The following is a 436-nucleotide window of genomic DNA, read 5'->3' as shown; positions in this document are numbered from 1 at the left end:
GCTCGGCACCCCGGACGGCGTCCACGAGCTCTTCTCGATCCGGGTGTCGTACCTGCTCTCGTTCCTGTCGACCCACACGATGCACGGAACAGTTGAGGGGATCCGCGAACTGCAGGCCCAGTACAGCCAGGTCTACGGGCCCGGGGACTACTCCCCCACGATCTGGGTCACCTACTGGGCGTTCCGCTGGATGATCGGGTTCGGGGCCGTCTCCGTCCTGCTCGCGCTCGCCGGTCTCGTGCTGCTCCGCCGCGGACGGGTGCCGCAGCGCCGATGGATCTGGCGGGTCGCCGTCTGGTCGGCGCCGCTGCCGATGGCGGCGATGACCGTCGGCTGGATCTTCACCGAGATGGGTCGCCAGCCGTGGCTCGTGTTCGGGCTCCTGAAGACGAGCGCCGGTGTGTCCCCGAACGTGACCGGGGTCGAGGTCCTCATC

General features: G+C 68.8%; 1 protein-coding gene. It reads left to right on the top strand.

Annotated features, from left to right (window positions below; translation table 11 throughout):
• Positions 1–436, top strand: a 436-nt coding sequence (locus tag ACTJKO_RS17430) for a cytochrome ubiquinol oxidase subunit I (protein ID WP_440690636.1), incomplete at both ends; no start/stop codon positions are given.

The organism is Curtobacterium sp. 22159 (assembly GCF_052045775.1).
Taxonomy (GTDB): domain Bacteria; phylum Actinomycetota; class Actinomycetes; order Actinomycetales; family Microbacteriaceae; genus Curtobacterium.
Note: the sequence above shows the minus strand (reverse complement) of the source record. Positions and strands in the feature narration are given on the sequence as shown.